Source organism: Exilispira thermophila (assembly GCF_055389015.1).
Genome location: NZ_AP042476.1, coordinates 1,022,051 through 1,044,631, shown reverse-complemented (window position 1 = coordinate 1,044,631; position 22,581 = coordinate 1,022,051). Strand labels below are relative to the sequence as shown.

The window sequence follows — 22,581 nt, the reverse complement described above, 5'->3', positions numbered from 1 at the left end:
AAATTAATTAAAAAAAAATATTAAATTTAATTGAATAATTAAATTTAAATATATAATAAATTTAATTAAAAATATAAATTAATCAACTAATGATAATTAATTAAATAATGATAATTAATTAAATAATTAAAATATGATTCAGAGGTTATAAGTGAAGATAAATTATTTTGAAGTTAGCGCTTTTACTTATAAAGGTAAAGGTGGTAACAAAGCTGCTGTTGTTTTAATTTCCAAAAATTATAGTGATAAGATATTACAAAAAATAGCAAAAAAGATTGGATTTTCAGAAACAGCTTTTGTATTTTTAAATAACTTTTTAAAAATAAATGTTAGATTTTTTACTCCTGAAAAAGAAGTTGATTATTGTGGGCATGCGAGCTTAGCAGTAGCAAAAGTTTTAAAAAATAGATTTTTTAATAAAAGTTATGAACTGGTTAATAATCAATTTGTTATAATAACAAAAGCAGGTAATATTAATATAACTCTGGCTAAAGATGGTAAATTTTTTATTTCACAAAAATTACCAAAATTTCTAAAAATTATTAATAAAAAAGAAATATCGGAGCTATTTTATTTTTCAAAAAGTAGTGTTGCTTTGAAAGATAATTTTTTAATTACAAAATATCCTTTTCAAGTTGTAAATACTGGTCTAAGTGACCTTATTATATTTATTAAAAACCATGATTTATTATTAAAGCTTAATCCAGATTTTAATAAAATTTCTGCTTTGCAAAGAAAGTATAATCTTGATGGTATCCATATTTTTACTTTAGAAAAAGGATTAAATAGTAAAATTAAAAATATCTACAGTAGAAATTTTTCTCCGTTGTTAGGAATCCCTGAAGAATCAGCAACTGGAAGCGCAACTGGTAGTTTATTGTGTTATTTGTATAAATACAATATTATTTCAACAGAAGTTGCTTTAGAGGGACTTAATTTTATTCAAGGTGAAAATCTAAAACAAAAATCACTTGTTTTTGCATATTTAAATTTTGATAAGAATGACTTTTCAATAAAAGAGGTTAATATTGGTGGTGATTGTATAATAGATTCAATAAAACAAATATCAATTTAGATTTTTTAAATTTTTTATTAATTTTTTTATTTTTTATAGTATCTTAGGTTAATTAAATATAATCTTATATATGTTTTATTTTTTAAGTATTATATTAATAACCTGGTAAAAATAATTTATTTATAATAAAATATTTATAAAAGAAAAAAGAGTAGTTTTTAAAAATAAATTTAAAATATTTTTAAATTAACATTTACATATAAAAGTTTACAATTTAATACGTTTTTCATTGAAAATTATTGAAAATGTTTAATTTTAATAACCATAATTTATTAATTAAAAGTTGATTAAAAATTGAATAAAAATTGTATTTAAACTATATTTAAATAGAGAATATAAAAAAAAGTAAAATAATAATAGTATATATAATACTAATTTTGGATTATGTTAAAAATAATGGCAATGTCAAATAATGATTATTTAAATGATAGTATGTCAAATAATAATAGATTATATAAGCAATAAAGTGTAAATTGGTTATACTAATTAATATCAAAAAATAATGAAAATATAAATAATTGTTAGTATAAAAAATATAATATAAGTGGGTATAATTTTAAAATAAAAATTAAGGAATTTATGTGAAATCAAAAAAACAGATCGACTTAGAAAAAACAGTATTAAAAAGACTTCAAGGTAAATCACTTGAATTGTTTAAGATATTACTTGAAGATGAAGAAATCCATTATTTACAGGAATATGCAAATACAGTTTCTATAAAAAGATTACAATACAATGACCATGGGCCTGTTCATATGTTAAAAGTTGTGTTAAATTCAATAACAATTCTTGATCTACTGAACAAAGCAAATATAAAGCTTTCTTTAGAAAGTGAAAAAATTGGTACTTTTGAAGATAGTAAAATAGCAGTTTTATTTGCATCTTTTATCCATGATATTGGTATGAGTGTTGGAAGGGCAAATCATGAAAATTTTGGTGCAATACTGGCTATTCCAATTATTGAGCGAGTATTAAAAAAGATCTATCCTGACAATTTTGAAAAACAGGTTATTTTAAAATCTTTAATATTAGAATGTATAATTGGGCATATGGGGTCATCAAAAATTCATTCAAAAGAAGCAGGGGTGATTCTTGTTGCTGATGGATGTGATATGGAAAAAGGGAGAGCAAGGATACCATTAATTTTATTAACTGAGTCAAAAGTTGGTGATATCCATAAGTATTCTTCAGCAGCTATACAAAAAGTAAATATAGTTAAAGGGGATAAAAAGCCAATAAAGATAAATGTAATTATGAAAGAACAGGTAGGATTTTTTCAGGTAGAAGAGGTTTTGATGGGTAAAATTTCAGCCAGTCCAATTAAAAACTATATTGAACTATATGCAACTGTTGTTGATGGAGAACCAAGAAGATATCTTTAATGGAGGTTCATATGATAAATTGGGGTATAATTGCAACAGGAAAAATTGCTAAAAAGTTTGCTTCTGATTTTAAAAGTGTAAAGAATGGTAAACTTTTAGCTGTTGCTTCAAGAGATTATAAAAAAGCAGAAGAATTTGCAAAACTTTACAATATATCTAAAGCATATGGTTCTTATGAAGAAATATTAAATGATAAAGAAATTGATGTAGTATATATCGCTACTCCTCATTCATTACACCATGATATAACAATAAAAGCTTTAGAATCTGGTAAAAATGTTTTATGTGAAAAACCATTGTCAATAAATTATAAACTTGAAAACAATATGTTTGAAACTGCAAAGAAAAAAAAACTATTTTTGATGGAAGCATTATGGACACTGTTTTTACCAGCTATAAATGAAGTATTTAAATGGATTTCTAATAATGAAATAGGTAATGTCGTTTCAATTAATGCAGAATTTGGATTTAAAGCACCATATGAGCCTAAAAATCGTTTATTTAACCCTTATTTAGCAGGGGGTGCATTGCTTGATGTTGGTATTTACCCGATATTAATTTCTCAAGCTATATTTGGTGAATATCCTTTAGAAATTGTATTTTCTGGATTTATTGGAAAAACTAAAGTTGATGAAGTTGAAGGGATTATATTGAAATATTCAAAAAATAGAATTGCAATTTTGTCTTCCTCAAATGTAATCCAATTTAAAAATTCTTGTTTAATTTATGGTGAAAAAGGGTTTATTGAAATTCCACTTTTCTGGCAGGCAAAGAAAGCTTATCTTAAAAATTTAGAAGGAAAAACTATTAAATATTTTAATGATAAAAGAAATACCTGGGGTTATAATTTTGAAGTTGAGCATGTTAACAAGATGTTTGCAAATAATGAAAAAGAAAGCTCAATTGCAACCTATGAATTTTCTTTAAATTTAATTAAAATTATGGATGAAATTAGACGCAATATTAGACTAAAATATCCTATAGAATAAAAACATTGATTATGTAAAAATATATAGGAATTCATTTATTTAATTAAATATCTTATAGAATGAAAAAATGGATTATATAAAAATATATTGGAATGCAGTTGTTTAATTATCTATCCTATAAAGTAAAAAAATAAAATAAGAAAAATAAAATAAATAAAATAAAAAATGGGTGAAATAATGGAAAATAATTTTGATTTTAAACAAAATATTAATGATACTTTAAAGTTAATTTTTAATAGAAAAAGCATAAGATCTTTTAAAGATACTCCAATTGAAAAAGAAAAAGAAAGAATAATTTTAGATGCAATATTAAGGGCACCAACAGCCGGGAATATGATGCTTTATTCTGTTTTGAAAATAACAGACCAGGGTATAAAAGAAACTTTAGCAAAGACTTGTGATAACCAACCATTTATAGCAAAAGCACCATTAGTATTAATTTTTCTTGCAGATAACCAGAGGTGGTTTGATATTTTTAATGCTATGGATGTAAAAAGTTTGACTGATAAGTCTGGGTATAAATTTAGAAATCCTGATATTGGGGATTTATTTCTTGCAATTGCTGATGCAATTATTGCTGCTCAAACTTCAGTAATTGCTGCAGAATCATTGGGTATTACTTCATGCTATATTGGTGATATATTAGAAAATCATGATATAAATAAAAAACTTTTAAATTTACCTGAATATGTAATACCAGTAGCAATGGTAGTTTATGGTTATCCAAAGGGAAATTATAATAAAAAGCCATTAACTCCAAGATTTGACAAAAAATATATTATCTTTGAAAACCAATATAAAAGGTTTAAAAAAGAGGAATTAATACAGATGCTTGAACCTTTAAAGAATAGATATTTTAAAAATTTTGATTTTACAAAGAATATTAAAAATATGGGACAATATTTTTATTTAAAAAAGTATATTTCTGAATATGCAATTGAATTAAATAATTCAGTCAGAAAATATCTTGAAAATTGGTTGTCAAATTAAATAAAATGGATATGCTTGTTATGATTTAAATAATAAGTTATCTGAAAAAAATTATAAAGAGAGAAATATGGATTTAAAAGAAGTTATAAAAAAAAGAAGAGCTTTAAGGTCATTAAAAAAAGTTGTTTTTAATGAAAAAGAAATAGAACAAATCTTTAGACTCGCTACTCTTTCTCCATCTTGTTTTAATAAGCAACCCTGGAGATTTATTTTTGTAAAAAGTGAAGAGAAAATGAATTTAGTTAAAGATGCGTTGTCTTCAGGAAATAAGTGGGCTTTGAATGCTTCAGCGTTTATACTTGTATTAGCTAATAAAAAAGATGGGTGTGTTTTAAAAGATGGAAGAGAATACTTTTTGTATGATACAGGTATAATTTCCGGGTATATAATGTTATTATTTACTGAATATGGATATGTAGCTCATCCTATTGCTGGATTTAGCCAATCAAAAATAAAAAAATATTTTATGCTGGATGAAGAAACTACTGTTATTTCAATAATTGTTTTGGGTGGTATTGCTGATAATATTGATGAAACCCTTTCTGATGAGGAAAAATATATAGAATTAAATAGACCAAAAAGACATAAAATTGATGATATACTTAAAATTTTATAAAAATTATTAATACTATTATGCTGGGGAAAAAAAAATTTTTACTATTTTTATTTATCATTATAATATTTTACAATTTTATAGATACTTTTTCAGGATTTCAATATGTATTTGAACCTTTAAAAAGTTTAAATTATAAATTTCAGAAAAGTAATAATTTAAGTTATTTTAATACTGATTCTAAAAATTTTAATTTTAAAAATGTTCGTGCTGATACTAAATATCACATTTTTGCTGATAACCTTTATTCAGACAAAGTTTATTTACAGTTTTTAAAACAAATAGATTATTCAAAAAATTATAATTACAATTACAATAGGATTAAACTATATCCACTATCAGTTGCTATTTATAGAGTAAAAAATTATGATGATTTTTATCGAGTTGCAAACTATTTTCATCTAAAAGTGGATACTTTAGCATCTATTAATAATCTTTATTCTATTTATCTATTTAAAGGTATCAAACAGGTTTTTATTCCAAATATTGATGGTATGTTTATTACCTATGATGGAAAGACTGACCTTCAAAAGGTATACAAAATAGATTTAAATAATCTTTTATTAGTTAATAGAAAAAAAATCTTTAAAAAGGGGGATAAAATTTTTATCCCATTTCTGGAGTTTACGAGAAAAAGAAAAATATTTTTTTTAGGTTCAATTTTTGTTGATCCCTTGCGTGGAAATGGAAAAGTGTCCTCTTTATTTGGTTATAGAATAGATCCAATTAATGGTCATAAAGCTTTTCATGGAGGTATTGATTTAGCCTGTCCAATTGGTACAAAGGTTTATCCAGCTTTTTATGGTAAAGTAATATTTACCGGGTGGAAAGGAAATTATGGAAATTTAGTAATTTTACAACACCAGTATAATTACCAAACTTACTATGGACATTTATCAAAAATTTTAGTTAAAACAGGGCAGGATGTTGATCTTGAAACAATTATTGCTCTTTCAGGAAATACAGGAAGAACAACAGGACCTCATTTGCATTTTGAAATAAGACATAATGGAGAAAGAATTGATCCTGATCTTTTTGTAAATTTTGGTGGGTTTTAAAAGGAGAAAATTAAAAATTTTATAACTGATTTAATAAGAACAATTTCAATTATTATATAATATTTCTTTTTTTTTAAATATTTTAATAATTTCAATTTTATTATTAACAAAAAAGGGGATAATCTAAACGAGAAATCATTATTTTGTTAACTCTTTTTATTTTTTCCTAGAAAAGTTAAAGAAGATATTAGGGAAATTCATCAAAAGAAGTCTGACTGATTTTATAGGGTGGTGTTGAATGGATATGGACTACAAAAGAATATATATTAAACAGTAATTACGAAATAACTTCAATAAATAATGAGGCACTTATTGTTGGACCTCTAACTGGTGCAATAGCTTATTGGATATTTGATTATACATTGATATTTCCTTTATTTTCAATATCATTTTAATAGGAGATGTGATAAAAATCAATAGCAGGGGATAAAGAAACTGCTTTCAGGCAACGAAAATAAACCTGAAAGCAGATAGGCTTAGGTTCGACATTTAATTTGGTCAAAAAGACCGTTTAGGAGAATGAAGAGCCTACAGCCGAATCAACATAATAATCGGATTTTAACAATCCAGATTGAATAGGAGAATGGATTATTCTCTGTAATAAATATCGTAAAGAATCTGCTTTCAATTAAAAAAAATAATTGGAGGAGGCAGATGAAACTATCAGTTGGAGTTGATTTACACAAGCATCAAATGACAGTATGTATAAAAAATTTAGAACAAAGGATTGCAGATATTAATTGGAAATTTTCTACAAAAAAAGAAGGATATATGGAATTTGTAAGATTGTTAAAGAAATTATCCCAACCAGAAGAAATTGAAATAGCAGTAGAATCTACAGGAAATACAAGATATTTTAAAAGAGAAATGGAAAATTATGGATTTAAAGTACATGTAGTAAATACCTTAAAGTTTAAAGTAATAAATGAATCAATAAACAAAACAGATAAACATGATGCAAGGACATTAGCAGAATTTTTATCAAAAGATATGATACCAGAAGTAAATTTATGTAAAGAAGATAGTAAAAATTTAAGAGATTTATTAAAGCATAGGTCAGTATTAAAAAAGACCAATGTAAGTTTAAAGAATCAAATACATGGAATAATGTTAGAAATGGGTATAGAAACAAAGAATGGACAGCTTAACACAAAAACAGGAAGGGTAAAAATTATAGAACAAATATCGGACCCAATAAAAAAAAGTATAGTATCAGGGATAATAAAAACAATAAATAGTATAGAAAGTTTAATATCAGAAATAGAGAAAGAGCTTTCAAAGATGACAGAAAAAGATGAAGCAGTAAGAATACTAAGGACAATACCAGGATGTGGATTGATAACTTCAATTACTTTAAGGGCTTACATAGATGACATAAATAAATTTAGTTCATATAAAAAGCTTTCTTCTTATTGTGGATTGGTACCATGGGTACAAAATTCAGCAGACAAGGAAAGATATGGGAATATAACTAAAAGAGGTTCACAAGAATTAAGAACAGCATTTGTACAGATGACAATGGGTATGATAAGGGTAAAAAGAGAAAGAGAAAACAGATATATGAAATCTTATAGAAATATGAAAAAAATAAAAGGAAGCGGAAAAGCAATAATAGCAACTTCAAGAAAATTAAGTAAATTGGTATGGACATTATTAAAAAATGGTTGTGAATATGATCCAGTAAAATCAAATGATATATTGTTAAATAAAGATTATTCCGTTGCCTGAAAGCAATAATTTGAGGTTTTACCTCGTTTAGATAAATTGGCAGATTTTTTGATATTTAATATTGATTTTTATAGGAGATATAGAATGTACATAAATATTATTTATATATTAATTGAAATAGTGATTTCTTCTATTTCGTTTGTTATTCCTTCAACTAGTCAAAACCAACTTATAATGATGCATGTGATTATATTTCTACTATACTTGATACCTTCATTTATTATTAGCTTTTTTATTTCAGCAAAATTATCTTATTTAATGATAATAAATAAATCAGAAAAAAAAATAAGATTCAAAAAAATAATAAAAGTATTAAAAAATTGGAAAAAGGAAAATAATAAATTATTAAAAAAGTATGTAAAAATAGTGTTGGTTTCTATGGTTTCCTTAGTAATGTTTATTTTATTTTTGTTTATTGCACTAGTTATTCGTGATAACCCAAAACCATGGATCATTAACTTTATAATTTCATTCTTTGGAATTGCATGGTCAAACATAGAATTATCAAACAGAATTTTGTTACAGCTGTATAAAATACAAAAAGATAAACTCGATACTACCTTCAATAAAAGATAACTTCAAAGTTATAAAAAATAAAATATAGTAACGAAATTATTATAATATTTTTTTATTTTTAGCAAAAAAAATAGATTGTTTAAAAATATAATGAAATATGGAGAAAAAGTTGTGAAATCAAAAAAATTTAAAATAAAAAAGAAAAAAGGATTAATATTTTTGCTTATATTTGGGGAAATAGTTTTTATTATTGTTTTTATTGAAATGCTAAGTGCATTTTTAAGTAGTATATATTACTTTTTTTCATAATTTTTATGTTTTATATTTTAATTGGAATTATAGGAATTCTAATACAAATATTATGGGTTTGGATTGATAGTTTTGAAATTTTTGAAGATAGAATTGAGTTTTTTAATTCAAAAAAGCCAAATTTCAAGCTTATTCTTGATAAAGAAACAAAATACAATATAAAGATTTGCGATCATCCAAAATCTAAAAATCGTTATTATTATATAAGTCCTAATAAGGTTTATATTTGGAGTAAAGTAAGAACTTTTCACTTTAAGCATTTAACATTAGCTAAAAGTAAATTGTCTTTAGAAGCAATAGAAGAGTTATAAAGCTTTTTTAATAGAGTATTTCCTTTAAGAGTAAAAAAGGTTAAAAAACAATTACACATGAGGTAATATTATTATGAAAAAATTGATTAATATCTCTACTATTATATTTTTCTTCTTATTTATGTTTATGGTTTTAATGATTTTTTTTATCAATAATAATCAAAATAAGTTTACCAAAATATATTTGAACTCACATTTTACTAGTTTTGTTGTAGATAATAAAGATAATATTTTTCTTGTGAAAAATCTAACAGGGAATGTAAAAAAAATTACTCCTGACGGTAAAGAGTTTTTTTTGGTGAAAAAAATGGAGGTGGTATTACATTTTTAACTATCACCAAAAACAATGAATTGATTGTTTTTTATCCAAGATTTGATAAAATAATAATCTATAATTCTAATAATCTAAAAAAAATAAAAATTATGGAAGTTATTTATATTAAAGAAAAATCAGTTAAAAAAAGAAAACCAGTTAATTATGCTGAAGAAAAATCATTTTTTTACATGCCTTACAATACTTTTATTGCTTCTAATGGAGACATTTACACATTAAAAAAAGGAATACAATATAAAATTTTTAAAAATGGTAAGGTTGTTTATAAAAGCAGTATTTTAGCATGGTTTTTAGATTTTCCTTTTCCATATCTTATCTATTTATTTATTCTATTTATTTTAAATGGGTTAAAAATATTTCAGGCTATGGAAAAAAGAAAAAATTAATAAAAACATTTAAAGGTGAACTACATTTAACTTTTGATGCAACTTATTAAAAAAATAGGGACTGTAAAAATGGAAAAATATTATTTTAAAATGAAAAAATATGTGTATATTTTTATTGTTATAAAAGACTTTATTTTTACTATATTTTGGATAATATTTGATATAATATTTGTTATAAAAATAAATTTTTTATCTATATTTGGAGCAATTGTTCCTATAATATTTACTATAGCAATAATTAACAAAATATACATACGAGAAGGAATTATTAAATATATAAAAATTATTTATGATGATAAAGGGAAAATTGATAATTTAAAAATTAGAATATTACTGAAAGAATTTGATTTTAAAAAAAATGTAACAAAAATTGTATATCGTGGAAAAATTGAAAAAATTAAATTATTTCAACGAGGTAATCCAAGAAAAAGTAATGGAGATATTTTATTATTTAAAACAAATACTATATTTCAAATAAGATTTGAAAGAACCTATATAACGAATGGAGATTTTGATAATTTTGTATTACTGGTTAAAGAGTTATCTAATAAATTTGATAAATCTTTTAAAGTAAAAGGGGATTGGAATATAGATGAAGAATATTATATTAGTGAGGTAAACTAATGGATAAAAAGATAATAAAAATATTTGTTATAGTAACAACTTTAATATGGATAATTTTAATTAACTACATATTTTTTTCTTCAATATTTCCATTTCCATTTTCACAAAACAAATATATTTTATTAGAAACATATTATGGAGCAATATCAAATAAATTTATAGTAGATGAAAATGAAAACTATTATTTCTCAAGAAGATTAACAGGATTAATAGAAAAATATAATTCGGAAGGGAAATTTATAGGATTTATAGATAATTATATAACCTATGGAGAAATAGAATTAATAGGTATTGATAATAATGGAAATATTATATTTTATTCTGTAAGAGAAGATGAATATTTAATGCTAAATATTAAAACAGATGAAATAAAAAAGATAAATTTAATAGACCATTATATAAAATATAAATATGATAAAAATGGATATTTTATAAATAATGCAAAAATCTATTATAATAAAGGTAAAATAATAAAAATATCAAACAATAAAAAAACAATAGTTTTAAGGAAAAAGATAAAAATCTATAAATTGTCAAAAGAATTTTTAATATTTGAAATTATTGTTTCTTTTATATTACCATTATTAAATATATCATTTTTATATACAATAATAAATTTTTCAAAAAAAAAATAGGAATAAACAGTAGTTTGAAATTTATTCCCCGTGGCAGGTACAGATAATAATAAAATATTTTTTTCTTGGTGGGTGCAGTTTATAATAAAGTTGAAATTGGTATATTTAATTAAATAAATGAAAGCTATATCTATCATTATTAAAATTTTTCGAGTGGATGTCAGTTGCCAAAGGCTAAAGAGAATATATTTTTTGCCTTTTAAAAATGTATAAAAAGATTAAATAAAAAAATTACATAACTGTCTTAATGAGAAAAATTTTAATAATGATAGAATACATAATATTATTTTAAATATTTTAATAATTTCAATTTTATTATTAAAATATCTAATTGCAATTTTTTATTTTCAATTTAATTTCTTACAAAAAGGTTTTATATGCTTGCAGTTGTTCAAAGAGTTAAAAAATCCTCTGTTAAAATTGATAATAAATTGTATTCATCAATAAATGAAGGTTTAAATGTATTATTATGTGTTGAAAAAGGAGATGATATTACAGATGTTGATTGGATTGTAAAAAAAATTGTTAATGCAAGAATATTTGAAGATGAAAATGGTAAAATGTCTAAATCCTGTATGGATATAAATGGAGAGATTTTATTGGTTTCCCAATTTACTATTTGTGGAAATATGAGAAAAGGAAATAGGCCATCATTTGATAAATCAATGGAACCGGTTAAAGCAAATGAACTTTTTCTTAAAGTACATGAAAAAATCCAACAAAGTGGTATAAATGTTGTGACAGGTAAATTTCAAGAATACATGGATGTTGAGATTTTAAATTCTGGTCCTGTAACAATTATTTTAGATAGTAAAAAGAGACTTTATTAAAACAAAGTTAAATTAGAGTAGATACAAAAAAGTAAATAAAAAATAATTTTATAATTTGAAATTTTAAAATCATCAATTATTAAGATTTTGTAAAAATATATTGTTATTATGGAGAAAATTAATGGAAAATAAATTCGAACTAATTTATTACAATAATCCAATTTTAGAGCAAGTAGCAGAAGATATTACTGATTTTAATGATGAATTAGAATCGATTTGTGAAATAATGCAGAAAAAAAATGAAATTTATGATGGTATTGCTCTTGCTGGTAATCAAGTTGGACTTTTAAAAAGGATAGTAGCTCTTGAACCAATTGATCCATTTAATAAAAAAATTTGTTTGATTAATCCCAAAATTTTAAGTTATTCAAATAAAGAAGTTTATTTTGAAGAAGGGTGTCTTTCTTTTCCTGGTTTATTTATTAAAATTAAACGACCTGAATCTATATTAGTTGAATATCAACTAATTTCGGGAAGAAAATATCAAATTGAAGCTAAAGGGATATTAGCAAGAGTATTACAACACGAAATTGATCATCTTGATGGTATAACTTTTATAAAGAGAGTAGATGATAAAACTTTAAAAAAAATACAAAAAAAATTGGAAGAAATAGATAGAAAATATAATAAGAAAAAATAAATTTTCTAAAAAAGGAATTTATGAAAAAATTAAATCTTGCTTTTTATAGTACTTCGGAATTCGGTGATCCTATTCTAGAATATCTATTAAAAAATCATAATGTAAAATATGTTGTTTCTTCTTATCCTAAACCAAGGGGAAGAGGTCAAAAAATTAAAGATTTAGAGTTTGTAAAATTAGCTAAACAAAATAATATTGATATAATATATGTTAATGGTAAAAAAGAATTAACACAAAAACTTGAAAAATGGCATTTAGAAAATGGTAAAATTGATTTCGCTGTTGTTGTAGATTTTGCTTATATAATTGAAACAAAAGTTTTTGATTTTGCCCAATATTATTTTATAAATATTCATCCTTCAATTTTACCTAAATATAGAGGCCCATCACCCATTCAATTTACCCTTTTAAATAATGAATATATTACAGGTGTTACCATTCAAAAAATGGAAAAAAAAGTTGATGTTGGTGATATTTTAATTCAAAAAATAATTCCAATTGACCAGGATGAAGAATTTAATACACTTTATGATAAATTAAAAAAGATATCAGTTATAGCTATAAAAGATTTTTTAGAAAATTTTGATAGGATTAATGCTGTAAAACAAAATGAAATATTTTGTTCATATAGTAGAAAAATAGAAAAAAATGATGCTAAAATTAATTTTAATGAAAATGTAAATATTATTAATGGTAAAATTAAAGCATTTTCAAGATGGCCCAAAGTAAAAGTGAGTTATGAAAATGATCAATTAATTTTACTTAATTCAACATTAAATTATAATGATGAAAATAACTTAGATGAAATTTATAATTTAAAAAAGGATATAAAATATGGAGAGATTGTTGCTATTGATGATATTGGGATAAAAAAATATGATTTTGATGGTAAAGATATAAATATTTTAACTTTAAATACATTCAATAGAACCAATAGTGAATTAAACAGTAATTTTGAAATTGTGAACAATAGTAATTCAAACAATATTTTTAAAATAAAAGAAAAATTAATTGGAATTGAAACTTACAATATGATTATTAATGATAAAAATAAAAACAAAGTTTTTGAATTTGTAAAAAATAATTTTCAATGTAAAATTGTTAAAAAGAAAGCTATTATTGTAAAATGTAAAGATGGTTATTTAAATATTATAAAATTACAAAAACTTGGAAAAAAGAAACTGGAAGTTAGAGATTTTTTATTAGGATATAGAAAAATAGATATTGGTAAAAAATTTGATTAAATTAATATATTATTTTAATGTAATAAAATAATATAATGCAATAAAATAAGTAATATATAAAATGATATATAAAGTTAACAATTGTATAAATTGGAGGAAAAATGGATAATAAATTTTTAGATAAAATTGTAGAAAAATTTAAATTTAATTATAAATATAAAATTAAAAAATTCTTAAAATTTACCTCATTAAAAGTTAAAGAATTCTTTTATGATTTTACATGGAAAGAATTCTGGTTTATATTTATATTATTATCCATTATCTTTATTTTTTCCTCTTTTATTGGATATAATATCTGGGTAAATAGATATAAAACTGTAAAAGTACCTAAAGTAAGAGGTTTAATGGTTCTTGAGGGGTTAAAAAAAATTCAGGAACTTTCTTTAATTCCAGAAATTGAAGTTATTTATTCTTCTTCTCCTTATGGTGTAATATTGAAGCAGGAACCTATTGAAGGGGAAATGATTAAAACTGGAAGACATATTAAATTGATAATTTCAAATGGTCCTACAATTAAAACATTAGAAAATTTTGAAGGGAAAAGATTATATTATGTTGAGAAAAAATTATATGAAATATCTTCAATTTTGAATACCAATATCAAAATTGTAGATATTGAATATAGAAACTCAGACCTTTATCCAAAAGGATTAGTAATAGAACAAGATCCTGCTCCAGGAACAGATATCTTACTTGTAAAAGAAGTCAAACTTGTTATTTCAAATGGACCTTTTGAAAATGAAGTAATTGTTGATTCTTATGTTGGTTTAACTGAAGAAGAAGCAAGAAAATCTATATTAAATAGAGGTCTAATACCTAAAGTAGAGTATCAAGAAACTGAAGATTTTGAAAAAATAGATAAGGTATTAGAACAAAAAATTGAACCAGGAAAAACAGTATCAAAAGGTACAGAAATTACTATTATAGTAGGTAAAAGAAAAGAATATTAAAATATATAAATATAAATTACATTATATAAATTATGTTATATAATTAATTAAAATGTCTGATAAAAAGACAGGTTGGTGTTAAAATGACTCAAATATCAAAACTAATTGCTCCATCAATTTTTGCATCTAATTTTGCTAATTTATCCAGGGGGATAAAAAAAGCAGAGGATTTTGGTTGTGAATATTTACATATTGATATTATGGATGGACATTTTGTTCCCAATATCTCTTTTGGTCCTAAAATTGTAAGTGATATTAAAAAAATTACTAAACTTAAACTTGACACCCATCTTATGATAGATAATCCATTGTTTTTTATAGATAGGTTTTATAAAGCTGGTTCAGAAATTATTACATTTCATTATGAAATTAATGAAAACAAAACAAAAGTAATAGAAGAAATTAAAAAATTAGGAATTAAGGTTGGGATTTCAATAAAACCTAAAACAAAGGTAGAAGAAATTTTCTCTTTTTTAGATAAATTAGATCTTGTTTTAATTATGACTGTAGAACCTGGTTTTTCTGGACAAAAAATGATTACAAGTTGTATTGAAAAAATAAGTATTCTGGATAAATATAGAAAAGAAAATAATCTTAATTATATTATAGAAGTTGATGGTGGTATTAATTTTAATAATCATAAAAGATTATTGGATAAAGGAGCAGACTTATTAGTAATGGGAAGCGCATTTTTCTCATCCTGATAGTTTGTCTTAATTTTATTATTTTATCATTTTTTTCTGATTTTAATAAATTATTTAGTTCTGAACTTACATCTTTTAACTTTAACTATCCTGTAAGTATTAGTTATATTAGTAATCATATAGATATTAATGATAGTCTAAAATTAAATAATCCAAATTTAAAATATTCCATTTTAAATTTAAATATTAATAATAGAAATAATAATATTTCTAGTTTTAAATATTTATTTTTTAATTACAATAATCCAAATTATAATTACAACATCTTTCAATCTTATGAAACTGATTTTGAATCATCTCTTATATATAAATATAGTCTACATATTTATAGTGATACTCTTAATTTTAAATTAAAAGATGGATATTATACACTAAATTTTTATAATTTTCCAATATATCTTGGATATTATTCTATAAATTTTGGTTCAGGATTTTTTTCAGGTATAAAATCTATTTTTCCCTATTTATCAGGTTTAAATAATAAAATTGATTTATTACAAATAAAACCCTATTCTACAACTTCAGAAAATCTAAATTTTGGATATGTATTGTTTAAAGATTTTAATAGTGGTAAATTTGTATTTTATAGATCCTTAAATAATTATAATTTTTATGACAATCTTTTAAAAAATGAGAATTATTTTTATAACAATTTTCTTTTTCCAACTTCAAATAAAATAGGATTAATTGTAAAATTTGATTATCCTTTTTCCATTGGTATGGATTTATCAAATAATTATAAACAGATTGAAATTAATAGTATTGTTTTTAACAATTATTTTAAAACTTGCTTTTATTTTCTATTTAATAAAAATATTTTTAACATTTATATAGAACCTGTTTTTTATTTTATGGAAAAGTACAATTATTATTTTTATGATTTGAATGGGTATGTTAGATTAAGTTTATATAATTTTATATTTGAATTTTTATATAAAGATACTTCTGAAGAAGCAATAAATTATTTTAAATATAATAAAGTTTTATCAATAACTTTTGATAATTTTAGTGAAAAGAAAAAAGGGGGAAAATTTAATTTTATTAAAAATCCTTATAAAATAAATTTGGTTTATTATTTCGAACAAAATTATTTTGAACTTTATTCAATAATGAATTTTTATAAAATACTTGAACTTGAAGTTAATAGTAAGATAAATAAAAAAGTATTAAATGATTATGAATTTAAAATAAAATTATTATTTCCATATTTAAAAAATATTAGTATTAAAAATACTTTAAATTTTGATTTAAAAAATCATTATTACTATATTTTCTATTTTTTGTATAAAAATGATTTTATAAAGGTATCAACAAAAATATATAAAAATACTTTTTTAAATAATAAAATGCTTATTTTAGATAAAGTTGTAGCTAATGATTTTGATATAGAATATGTTTACCCTGAATCTGTAGGTTTTAACCTTCTTTTGGGTTTTTATATAGATAAAATAGAAAATTATTTTACTAAAAATTATAATAATAAGAATTTTAATCATAAAAGAATAATATATTTTAAGTTAAATTATTCATTTTTCGATAATAAAATGAATTCAAAATATGAAATAGGAATGAATTTTCAATAATGTTTTTTAAGAATCATTAAAAACAAATTAATAAATTAAATAGAAAATATTTCCAATTACTATATATTTGTTTAAAAAAGATTCATATGAAATAATTTTTGGAAATTTAAGAATTATTATTAAAAAGAAGAATTTATTGTGATATTAGAAAAATTAAAAAAACACAGTTTAAAAAATTTGATTTTAACTCTTAATATTGAATATATTATCAATTTTAAATATAATAATATAAAAAAAATAGTTTTATCTATTTTCATTTTGTTTATTATTATCTCTTTTAATACCTGTACTCTTTTTAAGTCTCAATATAGGATTTATAAAACAAAGTTAAATAATGTATATAACGGCCAATCAATATTTATAAAAAATACATTAAAAAAGAATTCAATTGAATATAGTTCTAATTATGAATCATTTTTAAAAGGAAATGGGAAAAAATATATTTTATTAAAAAATGGTTTGGATAAAATAATCAGGATTGATAGTGAATCTGAATATCTTTTTTTTCAAACTGATATTTTAAAAGAATATATTACTTCATATAAAAGTAAGAGTTTTAATAAATATGATATTTTTGTTATCACCACTGATAAAAATATATATATTCGAGTTGAGAATAAAGATTTTAATATTACAAAAAATGATGTAAATAAAAATGTTAAAAACAATTACAATGATAGTAAAAATAATATTGAAAATAAGAAATTTCCTTCAGATATTTGGGTTAGGTTGGATAAGGAGAAAATAAGAAATGTAGATTATATAACTTCTGCTGATATTATTAATATTAATAATATTTATATTTTATTTGTTGGGACCAGTTTTGGAGGGCTTTACTATAAAGCTATTTTTGATAATGATCTTAATCTAAAAAATAGTAAATTTAAACTAATAACAGACTATATAAAAAGAGTTTCTTTTACATCAAATAATAGTAAATTTTTTGAACAGATTTCCTCTATAGTCTCTTATAAAAATATGCTATTTATTGGTTACGGATATGGCAAAGGAGTTGATGTTTTAAAGCTATATGAAATATCTGGAAATAATGAAAAAAAAGATGTTAATTTTGATAATTTAAAAGATAATTATTTATTAAAAAATAAATATTATATAGATATAGAAATTTTAAGCAATATTAAAAAGAAAATTGAACTTGGCAATAATATATTGGCAATTTATAATGATACTAATATTAATATTGATGAAAAAAAATTAGAATCTGTAAAAAAGATTTTTATAGAAAATAACTATATTTTTGTTGAAACCACAAAAGGTTTGTATAGAAATTTAGTAAAAAATTTGGAAGGCCATTTCGCTATTAAAAATAATACAAAGAGTATAGACAGTAAAAAAAATGAAGATAATTCATCATCCAACGAATGGACATTAGTATATAAAGACTTAAATAAAGAAATTCCAAAATATAAAAAAGATAATATTAAAGGTGTTTATCTACCCCCTTCAAAAGTTAGTTCAAAAGATAAAATTATAAAACAATTTGATGTTTTAAAAAGTTTAGGGATTAATGCAGTAGTAATTGATTTCAAAGATGATTTTGGTAATATAAATTATTTAAGTGATGTAAAAACTGCTAATTTAATAAAAGCAACAAGGAATCTTATTGATTTAGACTTTTTAATAAAATATGCTAAAAAAACTGATATAAAAATAATTGCAAGGTTGGTTTCTTTTAAAGATCCAAAACTTTTCTCTTTTGATAATAATAAGTATGCATTTATTGATAAAACTACAAAAAAAGCCTGGATAGGTTTACCTAAAGAAAGATGGGTAGATCCAGCATCTTTATTTGTTCAAAATTACTTAATTGATATTGCAAAAGAACTTTCAAGTAAAGGGATATATGAAATTCAATTTGATTATATAAGATATCCTTCTGATGGGAAAACATCGAATATAATTTCAAAATTTAATAAAAATAATTATTCAAAAAATGGGATTTTATATTCATTTTTAAAAAATGCTAAAAAACATCTTAAAATCCCTATTTCAACTGATTTTTATGGTTATCAATGTTTTTATAAAATTTCCAGCCATATTGGTCAGGACCTATATCTTCTTTCTGATTTCATTAATGCAATATATCCAATGTATTATCCTTCACATTTTTCAAATGGATTTTATCAAAAAGGTATTCCACAAGAAGAAACTAATTATTACATTTATAATCATGGAGTTAAAAGGGCATATCAAATTACTAATAATAAAATTTTTGTAAGGCCATGGGTTCAAGCATTTAAATGGAAAGTTAATATAAATTATATCAAATATATTCAATCTCAAATTGATGGATTAAAAGATGCTGGTGTTAATTCATTTATTTTCTGGAATCCATCAGGTAATTATACAATTCTTGAACAGATAAATTTTTGATTTTTTACATAATAATTTATTATTTATTTTTGTTACTTTATTTTTATTACTTTATTTTTATTATGGTTCTCTTTCATAATGTATGGATATTCATACTAAATCTCATAAAATTTGTAATATTTTTAATTTAAGATAATCATTATCTTTATAACAATATCCTATCTTTTTATCTTTTTTGCAAAACTTTTTAAATATTTATATACACTTAATAATACAATATTCAATCAGCTTAATAGCATCTTTAAAGCTTCTTTGTTTGATAACTTTTGGCCTTTCGCTATCTATAAAAACTACTAAATATTTATGTGCCTTTTTATATGATACTGAAATTATTTTTCTTAAACTTTTTATATCCACTCATTTTGAAATTGAACCTTTTTTATTTTATTTTATTTATGGTTCTCTTTCATAATGTATGGATAGTTATTATAAATCACCTGCAATTTGTAATATTTTTAATTTAAGATAATTATTATCTTTATAACCATATCCTCTCTTTAATAATGTTTTTATTACATTATTTAATCCTTCCGCTTTACTATTTGATATTGGATATTTAAACCAATTTAATAATTTATCTATTCTCTTTTCTATCTTCTTTGCAAATCTTTTTAAATATTTATATTCACTTGATAATACCATATTCAACCAGTTTAATAGCATCTTTAAAGCTTCTTTTAATGTATATATCCTGCCAAATATAGATAAAAAATCCTCTTTCATAAGATATATTTCATATAATGGTTTATTTAATCTCTTTAATTTTTCTATGTATTGCTTGCCATTTAAGTCTAATTTTGAATATCTTTTTAATATTATCCATCTCATATGTTTCTTAATAAATAACCCTTCTTTGAATGATAATTGTTTTTGATAAGCTCTTCTTTCTTCTTCTATTGCTTTATTTAATAACCTTGATATATGAAATTTATCAAATACTATACTAACTTTCCCATTAAAATAATTATTTATTGCACTTTCATAAGGTTTCCATAAATCCATTGTTACTACTTGAAGGTTTTCAATTCTTTTACTTAAACTTTCTAATCCTCTAATACAATCACTGTGTTTTCTTCCTTTTTCTAACCAGATAACTTTTGACCTTTCATTATCTATAAATACTGTAAAATATTTATGTCCCTTTTTATATGATACTTCATCTATACTCATTTTATTTACTTCTGGCAATTTAGAAAGATGTGTTTCAAATTTCTTAGATAGCATATTTTTATCAATCCTATAAATACTTGATTCTGATATACCTGTTATTTGTGATATTGATTTGTTATCTAACTTTTTGCTATATCTTAATATTTCTTCCCCTAAATATATTGAATAAGTTTTTTTAGAGTCAGTAAAATCAAGTTTTTCAGTTAATACTTTGTTACATTTTTTACAGTTTACTCTTCTTAATTTAAATTTTAAATAAATAATTCTTCCCAACAAAAATCCTATTTTAATTTCTCTATATTTTGAATCATAAATACTACATTCTGTTCTGCATATTGGACAAATAGGTTTATTTTTATGATTAACTTCAATAATAATTTTATTTTCAATTAATTTTATGTTATCAAATAAAAATCCTTGAATTTTAAATAAAACTGTTATAATTTTTTCTAGTATCATTTTTTTTCTCCCTGTACTATTTTTTTTTAGTATGGGGAGAAATTATTTTTTTTAAACTTTTTTTTTATCCACTCATTTTGAAATTGAACCTTATTTATTTATCTTATTTATCTTATTTATATACTCTATTAAAGTTAAAATATTTTTATTTATTTGCTTTAAGCAAATTATTTGCTCTTTTACACACTTTTATTTATATCATGATTTTTAATATTATTTTTAATTTTATAAATTAAAAGGCCATATAATTTTTTCATATTTTTTAAATTTTATTTCAATTAAATTATAAAAATACTTGATAAAAATTAGAAAATTTTATATTAAATATGAAACTTTTTTGTATAAAAATTTGTATTAATTTATTAGAAGGTGCAATAAACAAGAAATAAAAAATTAAAAATTTAATAAAGATATATTTCAAAACTTGATAAAATAATAACAAATAATTAAGTGTAGAGGGGGGTATATGTTTAATTTAAATTTTAAATTAAATTACGTATTATTAAAAAATGTATTATTAAAAAAAAATTATAATAAATTAATAAGTTGTTTTGAAATTGTTTTTATTTTATGTTTTTTTATTTTTTTGAATTCTTGCAATAATATAAATAATAATCTTTTAAAAGAAAGTTCATCTTTACTCTTTAAAATAGATTGGAATAATTCTAAAAATAATAGATTAATACCTGAACAAACCGATTATATAATAGTTTCTCTTTACTCTCTTGAATTAGAAAATTATAAAAAAACTATTCAAATTCAAAAAAATGATAATACAGAGAAAGTAATAAGCTTATTTCCTGGTAATTATAATATTGTAATTTTTGCTACTTCTAAAGAATTAAATAATGACAAAATTTACTATAAAATAATAACAACATATTCAACTTCTTTTGAAATAGCTCCTGATGAAAACAAAATCATTGATTCTAATTTAGAACAATTTAATATAGTTGCACAGGTTTCTAATTTATTAGATTTTAAAATAGGGGATACTTTTTATTTTTACTTAACAATTCCTGATCTTAAAAATTACATAGATATATATTCATTTTATTATATATTAGATTTTAATAAAAATGGTGGAACAGATTCAGGACTTATTAAAAAAATTAGAGTCACAAAGGGTAATATCGAGATGCAGAATTCAAATGATGGTACATTATTTAAAATTACCTGTTTAACCAGTATAGAAGATTTTCTGGATACAGAAGCAAAATTAGGATATAAAGTTGAATTTAGAATGGATAAAGATTATTTTGCTGATGAATTTTTTGATGAAAATAATATTTATAAAATTTATTATTATTTTGAAAATTATGATTTCACAACTATACAAGATCATCAGGATTCTGGTAATTTAAGTATAAATATAAATTAATTAACTTATGTAGTAATAAGGATATAATAATAAAAGTTATTTTAAAAATTTTAATATTTGATATTTTTAAAAAGTTAATTATTAATTTATTACTTTTTATTTAAAACATATTATTTAAAATGTATTTTGTAAAAAAACTTAAAAAAATTTTTTTTAAAAATATAATAATTAGAACATTTTATGAAAATATTCATAAAATAATTATTTAAGAAACATATTAATTTTATATATGATTTTTTATAAAATTTTTAATAAAATCTTTTTAAACAAAAGAAA

At 21.5% G+C, this 22,581-nt stretch carries 22 protein-coding genes; 21 read left to right on the top strand and 1 reads right to left on the bottom strand.

All coding sequences use genetic code 11. From position 1 onward, the window contains the following. The first annotated feature begins 151 nt into the window (after positions 1–151). The 20 genes from ACZ5EC_RS04545 to ACZ5EC_RS04450 all read left to right on the top strand — a co-directional run bounded on the left by ACZ5EC_RS04545 (position 152) and on the right by ACZ5EC_RS04450 (position 19,295). Entirely contained in the window at positions 152–1,075 is a 924-nt protein-coding gene (locus ACZ5EC_RS04545; protein WP_464303771.1) for a PhzF family phenazine biosynthesis protein, read from the top strand. A 581-nt stretch (positions 1,076–1,656) separates the two neighbouring features. Next, positions 1,657–2,457: a phosphohydrolase gene (locus tag ACZ5EC_RS04540; RefSeq protein ID WP_464303770.1), complete on the top strand. Its 801-nt coding sequence runs from the start codon at positions 1,657–1,659 to the stop codon at positions 2,455–2,457. A gap of 11 nt (positions 2,458–2,468) precedes the next feature. Next, entirely contained in the window at positions 2,469–3,446 is a 978-nt protein-coding gene (locus tag ACZ5EC_RS04535; protein WP_464303769.1) for a Gfo/Idh/MocA family protein, read from the top strand. Between the two features lie 177 nt (positions 3,447–3,623). Beyond that, positions 3,624–4,436 carry a nitroreductase family protein gene (locus ACZ5EC_RS04530; RefSeq protein ID WP_464303768.1) on the top strand — a complete coding sequence of 271 codons (813 nt, stop codon included), beginning with the start codon at positions 3,624–3,626 and terminating at the stop codon, positions 4,434–4,436. Positions 4,437–4,503: 67 nt separating this feature from the next. Further along, complete coding sequence (locus ACZ5EC_RS04525; RefSeq protein WP_464303767.1) at positions 4,504–5,052, top strand: nitroreductase family protein; 549 nt, start codon at positions 4,504–4,506, stop codon at positions 5,050–5,052. Between the two features lie 17 nt (positions 5,053–5,069). Then, entirely contained in the window at positions 5,070–6,107 is a 1,038-nt protein-coding gene (locus ACZ5EC_RS04520; RefSeq protein WP_464303766.1) for a M23 family metallopeptidase, read from the top strand. Between the two features lie 654 nt (positions 6,108–6,761). Next, positions 6,762–7,835, top strand: a complete 1,074-nt coding sequence (locus ACZ5EC_RS04515; protein ID WP_464301847.1) for an IS110 family RNA-guided transposase — start codon at positions 6,762–6,764, stop codon at positions 7,833–7,835. Positions 7,836–7,919: 84 nt separating this feature from the next. Next, positions 7,920–8,411, top strand: a complete 492-nt coding sequence (locus ACZ5EC_RS04510) for a hypothetical protein (RefSeq protein ID WP_464303765.1) — start codon at positions 7,920–7,922, stop codon at positions 8,409–8,411. A gap of 111 nt (positions 8,412–8,522) precedes the next feature. After that, positions 8,523–8,660, top strand: coding sequence for a hypothetical protein (locus ACZ5EC_RS04505; RefSeq protein ID WP_464303764.1), 138 nt, complete (start codon positions 8,523–8,525; stop codon positions 8,658–8,660). Between the two features lie 5 nt (positions 8,661–8,665). Further along, a complete protein-coding gene (locus ACZ5EC_RS04500) occupies positions 8,666–8,971 on the top strand; it encodes a hypothetical protein (protein WP_464303763.1) in 306 nt (101 codons plus the stop codon). 423 nt (positions 8,972–9,394) lie between these two features. Beyond that, complete coding sequence (locus tag ACZ5EC_RS04495; protein WP_464303762.1) at positions 9,395–9,691, top strand: hypothetical protein; 297 nt, start codon at positions 9,395–9,397, stop codon at positions 9,689–9,691. Between the two features lie 69 nt (positions 9,692–9,760). Further along, positions 9,761–10,315: a hypothetical protein gene (locus tag ACZ5EC_RS04490; RefSeq protein WP_464303761.1), complete on the top strand. Its 555-nt coding sequence runs from the start codon at positions 9,761–9,763 to the stop codon at positions 10,313–10,315. Further along, positions 10,315–10,950 carry a hypothetical protein gene (locus tag ACZ5EC_RS04485; protein ID WP_464303760.1) on the top strand — a complete coding sequence of 212 codons (636 nt, stop codon included), beginning with the start codon at positions 10,315–10,317 and terminating at the stop codon, positions 10,948–10,950. Before ACZ5EC_RS04490 ends, ACZ5EC_RS04485 begins: the two co-directional genes overlap by 1 nt. Before the next feature lie 377 nt (positions 10,951–11,327). Beyond that, positions 11,328–11,780, top strand: a complete 453-nt coding sequence (gene dtd, locus ACZ5EC_RS04480; RefSeq protein ID WP_464303759.1) for a D-aminoacyl-tRNA deacylase — start codon at positions 11,328–11,330, stop codon at positions 11,778–11,780. Positions 11,781–11,901: 121 nt separating this feature from the next. Continuing rightward, positions 11,902–12,420, top strand: a complete 519-nt coding sequence (gene def, locus ACZ5EC_RS04475; protein WP_464303758.1) for a peptide deformylase — start codon at positions 11,902–11,904, stop codon at positions 12,418–12,420. 20 nt (positions 12,421–12,440) lie between these two features. Further along, positions 12,441–13,664, top strand: coding sequence for a methionyl-tRNA formyltransferase (locus ACZ5EC_RS04470; protein ID WP_464303757.1), 1,224 nt, complete (start codon positions 12,441–12,443; stop codon positions 13,662–13,664). A 101-nt stretch (positions 13,665–13,765) separates the two neighbouring features. After that, positions 13,766–14,614, top strand: coding sequence for a PASTA domain-containing protein (locus tag ACZ5EC_RS04465; protein ID WP_464303756.1), 849 nt, complete (start codon positions 13,766–13,768; stop codon positions 14,612–14,614). A gap of 83 nt (positions 14,615–14,697) precedes the next feature. After that, positions 14,698–15,318, top strand: a complete 621-nt coding sequence (rpe, locus tag ACZ5EC_RS04460) for a ribulose-phosphate 3-epimerase (protein WP_464303755.1) — start codon at positions 14,698–14,700, stop codon at positions 15,316–15,318. 548 nt (positions 15,319–15,866) lie between these two features. Beyond that, positions 15,867–16,901 carry a hypothetical protein gene (locus ACZ5EC_RS04455; RefSeq protein ID WP_464303754.1) on the top strand — a complete coding sequence of 345 codons (1,035 nt, stop codon included), beginning with the start codon at positions 15,867–15,869 and terminating at the stop codon, positions 16,899–16,901. Positions 16,902–17,039: 138 nt separating this feature from the next. Continuing rightward, positions 17,040–19,295, top strand: a complete 2,256-nt coding sequence (locus tag ACZ5EC_RS04450; RefSeq protein ID WP_464303753.1) for a putative glycoside hydrolase — start codon at positions 17,040–17,042, stop codon at positions 19,293–19,295. A gap of 426 nt (positions 19,296–19,721) precedes the next feature. Here ACZ5EC_RS04450 and ACZ5EC_RS04445 read toward each other — a convergent pair whose 3' ends face one another. After that, complete coding sequence (locus ACZ5EC_RS04445) at positions 19,722–20,924, bottom strand: ISL3 family transposase (RefSeq protein WP_464302846.1); 1,203 nt, start codon at positions 20,922–20,924, stop codon at positions 19,722–19,724. Between the two features lie 466 nt (positions 20,925–21,390). Here ACZ5EC_RS04445 and ACZ5EC_RS04440 point away from each other — a divergent pair, with 466 nt between their 5' ends. Continuing rightward, positions 21,391–22,305 carry a hypothetical protein gene (locus ACZ5EC_RS04440; RefSeq protein WP_464303752.1) on the top strand — a complete coding sequence of 305 codons (915 nt, stop codon included), beginning with the start codon at positions 21,391–21,393 and terminating at the stop codon, positions 22,303–22,305. Positions 22,306–22,581: the final 276 nt, after the last annotated feature.

Bases quoted from the DNA above. Each gene is read 5' to 3' on its own strand.
- ACZ5EC_RS04525 (WP_464303767.1), top strand. From the start codon at position 4,504: ATGGATTTAAAAGAAGTTATAAAAAAAAGAAGAGCTTTAAGGTCATTA.
- ACZ5EC_RS04490 (WP_464303761.1), top strand. From the start codon at position 9,761: ATGGAAAAATATTATTTTAAAATGAAAAAATATGTGTATATTTTTATT.
- ACZ5EC_RS04500 (WP_464303763.1), top strand. From the start codon at position 8,666: ATGTTTTATATTTTAATTGGAATTATAGGAATTCTAATACAAATATTA.
- ACZ5EC_RS04465 (WP_464303756.1), top strand. From the start codon at position 13,766: ATGGATAATAAATTTTTAGATAAAATTGTAGAAAAATTTAAATTTAAT.
- ACZ5EC_RS04440 (WP_464303752.1), top strand. From the start codon at position 21,391: ATGTTTAATTTAAATTTTAAATTAAATTACGTATTATTAAAAAATGTA.
- ACZ5EC_RS04520 (WP_464303766.1), top strand. From the start codon at position 5,070: ATGCTGGGGAAAAAAAAATTTTTACTATTTTTATTTATCATTATAATA.
- ACZ5EC_RS04485 (WP_464303760.1), top strand. From the start codon at position 10,315: ATGGATAAAAAGATAATAAAAATATTTGTTATAGTAACAACTTTAATA.
- ACZ5EC_RS04470 (WP_464303757.1), top strand. From the start codon at position 12,441: ATGAAAAAATTAAATCTTGCTTTTTATAGTACTTCGGAATTCGGTGAT.
- rpe (WP_464303755.1), top strand. From the start codon at position 14,698: ATGACTCAAATATCAAAACTAATTGCTCCATCAATTTTTGCATCTAAT.
- ACZ5EC_RS04510 (WP_464303765.1), top strand. From the start codon at position 7,920: ATGTACATAAATATTATTTATATATTAATTGAAATAGTGATTTCTTCT.
- ACZ5EC_RS04445 (WP_464302846.1), bottom strand. From the start codon at position 20,924: ATGATACTAGAAAAAATTATAACAGTTTTATTTAAAATTCAAGGATTT.
- ACZ5EC_RS04495 (WP_464303762.1), top strand. From the start codon at position 9,395: ATGGAAGTTATTTATATTAAAGAAAAATCAGTTAAAAAAAGAAAACCA.
- def (WP_464303758.1), top strand. From the start codon at position 11,902: ATGGAAAATAAATTCGAACTAATTTATTACAATAATCCAATTTTAGAG.
- ACZ5EC_RS04515 (WP_464301847.1), top strand. From the start codon at position 6,762: ATGAAACTATCAGTTGGAGTTGATTTACACAAGCATCAAATGACAGTA.
- ACZ5EC_RS04535 (WP_464303769.1), top strand. From the start codon at position 2,469: ATGATAAATTGGGGTATAATTGCAACAGGAAAAATTGCTAAAAAGTTT.
- ACZ5EC_RS04530 (WP_464303768.1), top strand. From the start codon at position 3,624: ATGGAAAATAATTTTGATTTTAAACAAAATATTAATGATACTTTAAAG.
- dtd (WP_464303759.1), top strand. From the start codon at position 11,328: ATGCTTGCAGTTGTTCAAAGAGTTAAAAAATCCTCTGTTAAAATTGAT.